This is a genomic window from Streptomyces spongiae, assembly GCF_009377185.1.
Lineage (GTDB): Bacteria > Actinomycetota > Actinomycetes > Streptomycetales > Streptomycetaceae > Streptomyces > Streptomyces spongiae.
In genome coordinates this window covers 1-7,141 of record NZ_VJZC01000518.1, presented here as the reverse complement: position 1 = coordinate 7,141, position 7,141 = coordinate 1, and the positions used below count along the sequence as shown (strand labels likewise).

Sequence of the window (7,141 nt, the reverse complement as noted above, 5' to 3'; positions counted from 1 at the left end):
CCCCTCACCCTCAAATCCGGAACCTCCTGGTCGGACACCTGGCAGCGCTGCCTCGCCGTAGCCCCCGAGGCATTCCGGGACGACCGCGTCCTCAACCTCTGGGGCGCCGCCTGGCAGACGGACGGCCGGGCGCTCCCCGCCACCAGCCCCGTCGACGGCAGCCCCATCGCGGGCCCGCCCCGCCTCGACGCCGCCACCGCTCACCAGGCCGTACGCGCCTCACTCGACCAGCACCGCGCCTGGCGCCACGTCCCCCTCGACGAACGCCGCGCCCGCGTCGCCGCCACCCTCGACACCCTCACCCAGCACCGCGAACTGCTCGCCCTCCTCCTCGTGTGGGAGATCGGCAAACCCTGGCGGCTCGCGCAGGCCGACGTGGACCGGGCCATCGACGGCGTGCGCTGGTACGTCGACGGCATCGCGCCCATGGTCGCGGGCCGCGCCCCGCTGGACGGCCCGGTGTCCAACATCGCGAGCTGGAACTATCCGATGAGCGTGCTCGTTCACGCAATGCTGGTACAGGCACTGGCCGGCAACGCGGTCATCGCCAAGACCCCGACCGACGGCGGTGTCGCCTGCCTCACCCTGGCCAGTGCGCTCGCCGCGCGCGAAGGGATACCCGTCACCCTCGTCAGCGGCAGCGGAGGCGAGCTGTCCGAAGCGCTGGTGCGGGCGCCCGAGATCGGCTGCGTCTCTTTCGTAGGCGGACGCGACACGGGCGCCGCGGTCGCCACGGCCGTCGCCGACCTCGGCAAACGACATGTACTCGAACAGGAGGGACTGAACACCTGGGGCATCTGGAACCACACGGACTGGGACACGCTCTCGGCCGTCATCCCCAAACTCTTCGACTACGGCAAGCAGCGCTGCACGGCCTACCCGCGCTTCGTCGTCCAGCGCGCGGTGTTCGACGAGTTCCTGGCGGCCTACCTCCCGGCGGTTCGCACACTGAGGGTCGGCCATCCGCTGGCGGTGGAGCACCCCGAGGACCGCTACCCGGCGCTGGACTTCGGGCCCGTCATCAACGCGGCCAAGGCCAAGGAGCTGACCGACCAGGTCGCCGAGGCCGTGGACCGCGGCGCGATTCCGCTGCATCACGGCAACCCGGCCGACGCCCACTTCCTGCCCGGCCAGGACACGGCGGCATACGTTCAGCCGGTCACACTCCTCAACCCACCGCCGTCCTCGCCACTGCACCACGCGGAACCGTTCGGTCCGGTCGACACCATCGTCCTGGTCGACACGGAGGCCGAGCTGCTCGCTGCCATGAACGCGTCGAACGGCGCCCTGGTCGCCACACTGTCCACGGACGACCAGGCGACGTTCGACCGCCTCGCCCCGCAGATCCGCGCCTTCAAGGTCGGCCACGGCAAGCCTCGCTCCCGTGGCGACCGCGACGAGCTGTTCGGCGGGTTCGGTGCGTCCTGGCGCGGTGCGTTCGTGGGTGGCGAACTGCTCGTCCGCGCGGTGACCCAGGGGCCGGCGGGGGAGCGGCTGCCGGGGAACTTCCCGGAGTACCACCTCATGCCGTGACAGGGCGATGACAACGGGTGCCGTGCGGCTGAGCGAAGGGCGACCGGGCGTGCACCGAATGTGATAACCGCACGTCCGGCAGCCGGCGACCACCCTCCGTGGCCCCGATATGCGGGTGAAAGCCACTCCGAAACCTTGGTATTGTTGTGCCAGTCGCCCCGGGGAAGACCCCCGGCAAGGCGGCAGACACCTCGTCCGGGTGGCGGAATGGCAGACGCGCTAGCTTGAGGTGCTAGTGCCCTTTATCGGGCGTGGGGGTTCAAGTCCCCCCTCGGACACGTACTGTGCGTATACGGATGGCGCCGACTGGATTCCGGTCGGCGCCATCCGCGTTTTATGGGCATGCCAGGGCGCCGGAGCAGGTCGGCCAGTGCTGCCGGGGTGGGCGTGGAATTCGGTGGACGTGATGACGCCGACGGTCGTAGTTTCAGCGCGGTTCCTGCCTGCGTCGGCGCACCGATACCGCCTCTTCGACCCGAAGGAATCCTCGTAGTGGATCTGCCGCGTGCATTCACCATCCGGGAGAGCAGCCATCGCGTCTGCAATCCGTTCACCACCGAGAAACTGGCCCTCCTGGGGCGAGCCATCAGCCCGTCTCCGGGCACGCGCATGCTCGATCTCGCCTGCGGCAAGGGCGAGATGCTGTGCACCTGGGCACGAGACCACGGTGTGTCCGGCACCGGGGTGGACATCAGTACCGTCTTCCTCTCCGCCGCCCGTGCGAGGGCCGCGGAACTGGGTGTGGCCGACAGGATTGGTTTCGTGCACGGCGGCGCGGCGGGGTATGTCGCCGACGATCCCGTCGGCATCGCCGCGTGCGTGGGCGCCACGTGGATCGGGTCCGGCATGCCAGGCACCGTCGAACTGCTGCGGCGAAGCCTCGCCCCCGGCGGCATGATGCTGGTCGGCGAGCCGTACTGGCGTCGCGAGCCCCCGGACCAGGCCACCGTCGAGGCCTGCCACGCGGAACGGAAGGACGACTTCCTCCCGCTGCCGGAACTGCTCCGGCGGTTCGGTGAGCTGGGCTGCGACGTCGTGGAGATGGTGCTGGCCGACCAGGACAGCTGGGACCGGTACGTCGCGGCACAGTGGCTCAACATCCGCCGCTGGCTCGACGCCAACCCCGATGACGAACTGGCCGCCGAGATGCGCGCGGAACTCGCCGCCTCTCCTGTCAAGTACGCCACGTACGAACGCGAATATCTCGGCTGGGGCGTGTTCGTGTTGATGAACCACTGACGCGCCCACCACGGGAAGCTCTCTCCGTTTCTCACTCGCTTTTCCTCTCGTTGACGCCGAAACCTTTGAACGGGATACCGAATTGGGCGAAGAGGAGATCATGAGTGGGCTGTGCTCACATGGAAGTGCGGGGTGGGAAATCCCATCCGGTGAGACCGGTCGCGGAGGTGGAGGCATGACGGTGATGAACCGGGTGCCGAACGTGCAGAGCACCACGGACGGAGAAACGGCCTATCTGGCACAGCTGAAGAAAGCGTCGGCACGTTACGCGCAGAGGACCACGGAACGGGAACGCAACGAAAAAACCCTCGAAGAGCGGGGCGTTCTGTACGCCGACGAACCGGAGCGTGTCGAAAAGCGGCTGGCGCGCCTCGGTGTCGACTGGTCGCTGGCGACAACGATCCAGCAGACTCCGACGGAGCCCGCCAAGACCGCCGGAAGCACCTTGCCGTTGCCGCCGGAGAGTTTCGGCAGCGACATCCTCGGACTGGAACGGCTCATCGGCCGCAACGACCTCATGCCGGCCGCGTTCCTGGTGGAAGGCGCACAGGTCGCCCGCTCCGTGGGGCGGATCACCATCAGCGGACCGGACGGTGGATTCGGAACCGGATTCATGGTGTCGCCCTCACTGCTGCTGACGAACAACCACGTGCTGCGTTCCCATGAGGAAGCAGCCAGAAGCTTCGTCGAATTCAACCTCCAGGCAGGGGCGGACGGCCGTCCCCTCTCCGCCGTTTCCTTCCGGCTGGAGCCCCAGAGGTTTTTCACGACCGACCGGGAGCTGGATTACAGCCTGGTTGCCGTGGCCCCGGACAATGCTGAGGGTGACACGCTCTCCTCGTACGGCTGGCTGGTGCTGAACGGAGCGCAGGGGAAAGCGATCATCGGCGAGTTCGTCAACATCATTCAGCACCCCAGGGGCGAGCCGAAACAGCTGGCCCTCCGTGAGAACGAGATCGTCGACGTGCTGGAACGGTTCCTGCATTACCAGTCGGACACCCAGCAGGGTTCGTCGGGCTCGCCCGTCTTCAACGATCAGTGGGAGGTCGTCGCGCTCCACCACTCGGCCGTTCCCAAGACCGGCGCCGACGGCCAGCCGTTGAGCATCGACGGCACCCCCTGGACTCCTGCCATGGGCGAGAGCCGGTTGGCGTGGAAGGCCAACGAAGGGGTTCGGATCAGCCGCGTCCTGCAAGCCCTGCAGGAGACAACGCTCACGGCTCCCGAAGCTCGGCTGCGGGACGAGATGTTCACCGCGGGCCCCGCCCCCGTGCCGATGGACGGCGCACCCCTGGAACGGCGGTCCTCAGACGGCGCGATGCGCGTCACCACTCCGGTGGAGGTCACGATCACAGTGGGCGCCACCCAGGCCCCCCGGGACCGAGCACAGGCCGGAGCAGGGGCCAGGGCAGGGGCCGGAGCAGAGGCCGGAGCGCTGGATGGGGCACAGGCCGGGGTGCTGGACGGGACACCTGTCGCCGCACCGCAACCGACCCTGCGACCCACGCTGCCCCCGCTCGACGGCGCCTTCGCCGCGGAGCGGGACGTCGACGCCGCCCTGGTCAACTTCCACGTCGGGCAGGAGCGTCCGTACTACGACCGTCAGGCCGACAGCGCGGCACGCGATGCGTACTACCGGGGCATCAGCGTCGAGGACGGCAGAGGACTGCTGAGGAACCGCGGCAGGACACTGGGACAGAACCTCATGGACCTGCTGGAGCGCACCCACACCACCCGGCCCACCTACAAGCCCATGCGGCTGGTCTACCCGTGGGTCGATCTGCACCAGGACGGCCGGCTGCGCAGCATCTACTCCGGCAAGACCTTCACCGCCGAGGAGCTGATACGTGCCGACGCGGCGGTGGCCGCCGCCCGCACGACCCGGATAGGGGAACTCCTGCAGCGCGAGGGCACCACGGGCCCGGACCAGTTGGAGGCCGAGTTCGACGAGCTGGAGGCCGCGCTTCCCTTCAACTGCGAGCACGTCGTGCCGCAGTCCTGGTTCCGCAAGAAGGAACCCATGCGTGGCGATCTGCACCACCTGTTCGCCTGCGAGCCGCAGTGCAACAGCTTCCGCGGCAACTTCCCGTTCTTCGACTTTCCCGGCTTCGAGGAGGCGCAGCGGCAGGACTGCGGGATGCGCGAGGAGGTCGGATTCGAACCCGAGGAGGGCAAGGGCGCGGTCGCCAGAGCGACTCTGTACTTCTTGCTGCGCTACCCGGGGCAGATCGGTGACGGGGAGAACGAACTCCCCGAGGAGCGGCTCGCCACCCTGCTGGCGTGGCACGAAAGCGAGCCCGTGAGCGAGTACGAACAGCACCGCAACGCGGCCATCGCGGAGATACAGGGCAACCGCAACCCTCTCGTCGACCACCCCGAGTGGGCCACGCGGATCGACTTCGCCGGCACCTTCGTCTGACCTGACCTGACCTGACCTGACCTGACCTGATCTGAGGGGAAAGCCCGGAACCACTTCCCGGTTCCGGGCTCAGTCAGCAGCCTCAGACAGCCGTACGTCCCGTGGGCCGCTCGGGCCGCTCCCGGACCACCTCGCCCGCCGCCCTGTCATCCCGCAACCCCAGGAACCGCGGATGACGCAGCATCCCGTCCCGCGTCCACTCGGTGAACGCGATCTGCGCGACCAACTCCGGCTCGGCCCACCGCGGACGCGGCTCGCGGACCCGGTCGACGAAAGGTGACGTCGGCCTGCGCATGCCGTCGAGGAGGCGGTACAGATCCACCAGGGTGCGGTGGTCGAATCCGGTGCCGACCTTGCCCGCGTACCGCAGCCGACCGTCCTCGTAGTAGCCCAGCAGCAGGGCGCCGAACCCGACCCGGCTGCCGGCCGGTTCGGTGAAGCCTCCGATGACGAATTCCTGGCCCCGGGAGCACTTCAGCTTGAGCCAGTCAGGGGAGCGGCGCGTCTGGTAGCGGCTGTCCGCGCGCTTGGCGATCAGGCCCTCCCAACCGCGGTCGCACACGGAGTCCAACAACTCGCCACCGCCCTCGTTGCGGTGCGTCGTCATACGCAGCGGGGCACGGTAGCCGAGGGCACGGCGCAGCAGGGACTTGCGGGTGCGCAGCGGCAGCTGTCTGGTGTCGGCGCCGTCGAGGCGGAGCAGGTCGAAGACGTAGTACGTCACGGCGACCGGGCTGGCCTCGACGTCACGGCGCCGGGTGAGGCCCATCCGCTGCTGGAGGCGGGAGAAGTCGGTGCGGCCGTGCGAGAACGCGACGATCTCCCCGTCGATGGTGAAGTCCTCGCACTCCTGGGCTGCGAGCGCGTCGACGATCTCGGGGTACGTGGCGTTGATGCGGTTGCCCGAGCGGGAGTACAGGCCGACGCGGTCCCCTTCGCGTACGGCCAGCGCGCGGATACCGTCGAGTTTCCGTTCGAAGATCCAGTCGGCGGAGAACTCGCGCCGGCTGCTCAGTGTGGCGAGCATCGGCTCGGAGGCCAGCTCGACTCCCGGGCGGGCCGGGCGCAGCAGTCGCCGCCGGGCATCGGGAAGCGTGGCGAGCAGGCCCGTCGTCATCGGCGTTCACTCCTCCCGGCCGTCGGCCGCCACCTGGGCGAGCGTGCGGCCCGTACGGACGGAACGGGCACGGCGGGGGTCCGGCGTTCCCCGCCCGGACGCACCGGCACCGAGCCCCTTGCGCGCCCTGACCAACAGCCACGCCTCCTCGCCCCTGTCCCTCCCGTCGCGGAACCGCGTCAGCGCGTACTCGCCGTGCAGCTTCGAACCGTTCAGCCGGAACGTCGCATGTCCGTGCTCCAGCGCCTCCTCGAAGGGGACGGGCCGGCCGCGCCGGTCGTGGCTCAGGGGCTCGTACGTGCCGTGGTCCCAGACGATGACGGTTCCGCCGCCGTACTCGCCCTTGGGGATCACGCCCTCGAACTCCTCGTACTCCAGCGGGTGGTCCTCGGTCGGGATGGCCATCCGCTTGTCCCGTGGATCGGCGGACGGGCCCTTCGGGACGGACCAGGACTTCAGTACGTCGCCCACCTGGAGCCGGAAGTCGAAGTGCATCCTGCGCGCGTCGTGGATCTGCACGACGAAACGGGGCTCGTCGCGCCAGGACTCCCCGTGCACCGAACTCGGGGAGGACTCCTCGGGCTCCTCGGTCCGTGTGAAGTCACGCTTGCTCCGGTAGCCCCGAAGCCGGTCGTTCCCACTCACGTCCGGCCGAGTACCCAGCGGGCCGCTCCGAAATCTGTTCACTTACATGAACATCATCTTGCATACGAGACAGAGACTGCCCGAAAATACCCCAAGGCCGTCGATCGAACGGCCGGAGGGCAGGGGTAACAGCGTGATGGGGTGGGACTCGGCGGCGATGCTCGTGATGGCCGGGGTGGGGGCCGGGC

At 68.9% G+C, this 7,141-nt stretch carries 5 protein-coding genes and 1 tRNA gene; 4 read left to right on the top strand and 2 right to left on the bottom strand.

The annotated features are described in order from the left end of the window. The 4 genes from FNH08_RS40160 to FNH08_RS53305 all read left to right on the top strand — a co-directional run. A partial coding sequence (locus tag FNH08_RS40160; protein ID WP_152776454.1) for an aldehyde dehydrogenase family protein occupies positions 1–1,533 on the top strand: 1,533 nt, incomplete at its 5' end. A gap of 193 nt (positions 1,534–1,726) precedes the next feature. Then, positions 1,727–1,811 (top strand) — tRNA-Leu (locus FNH08_RS40155). A gap of 214 nt (positions 1,812–2,025) precedes the next feature. Beyond that, the gene (locus tag FNH08_RS40150; RefSeq protein ID WP_322726239.1) at positions 2,026–2,772 is read left to right on the top strand and encodes an SAM-dependent methyltransferase; all 747 of its coding nucleotides are present in this window, start codon (positions 2,026–2,028) and stop codon (positions 2,770–2,772) included. Positions 2,773–2,947: 175 nt separating this feature from the next. Beyond that, on the top strand, positions 2,948–5,191 hold the full coding sequence (locus FNH08_RS53305) for an endonuclease (protein ID WP_265579836.1): 2,244 nt from the start codon (positions 2,948–2,950) through the stop codon (positions 5,189–5,191). An 82-nt stretch (positions 5,192–5,273) separates the two neighbouring features. Here FNH08_RS53305 and ligD read toward each other — a convergent pair whose 3' ends face one another. Both ligD and FNH08_RS40135 read right to left on the bottom strand, forming a co-directional pair. Next, positions 5,274–6,308, bottom strand: a complete 1,035-nt coding sequence (ligD, locus tag FNH08_RS40140; protein ID WP_152776452.1) for a non-homologous end-joining DNA ligase — start codon at positions 6,306–6,308, stop codon at positions 5,274–5,276. A 6-nt stretch (positions 6,309–6,314) separates the two neighbouring features. Further along, on the bottom strand, positions 6,315–6,953 hold the full coding sequence (locus FNH08_RS40135) for a DNA polymerase ligase N-terminal domain-containing protein (RefSeq protein WP_322726238.1): 639 nt from the start codon (positions 6,951–6,953) through the stop codon (positions 6,315–6,317). Positions 6,954–7,141 lie beyond the last annotated feature (188 nt).

Excerpts from the sequence above, each read along its gene's own strand:
- FNH08_RS53305 (WP_265579836.1), top strand. The coding sequence starts at position 2,948 with ATGACGGTGATGAACCGGGTGCCGAACGTGCAGAGCACCACGGACGGA.
- ligD (WP_152776452.1), bottom strand. The coding sequence starts at position 6,308 with ATGACGACGGGCCTGCTCGCCACGCTTCCCGATGCCCGGCGGCGACTG.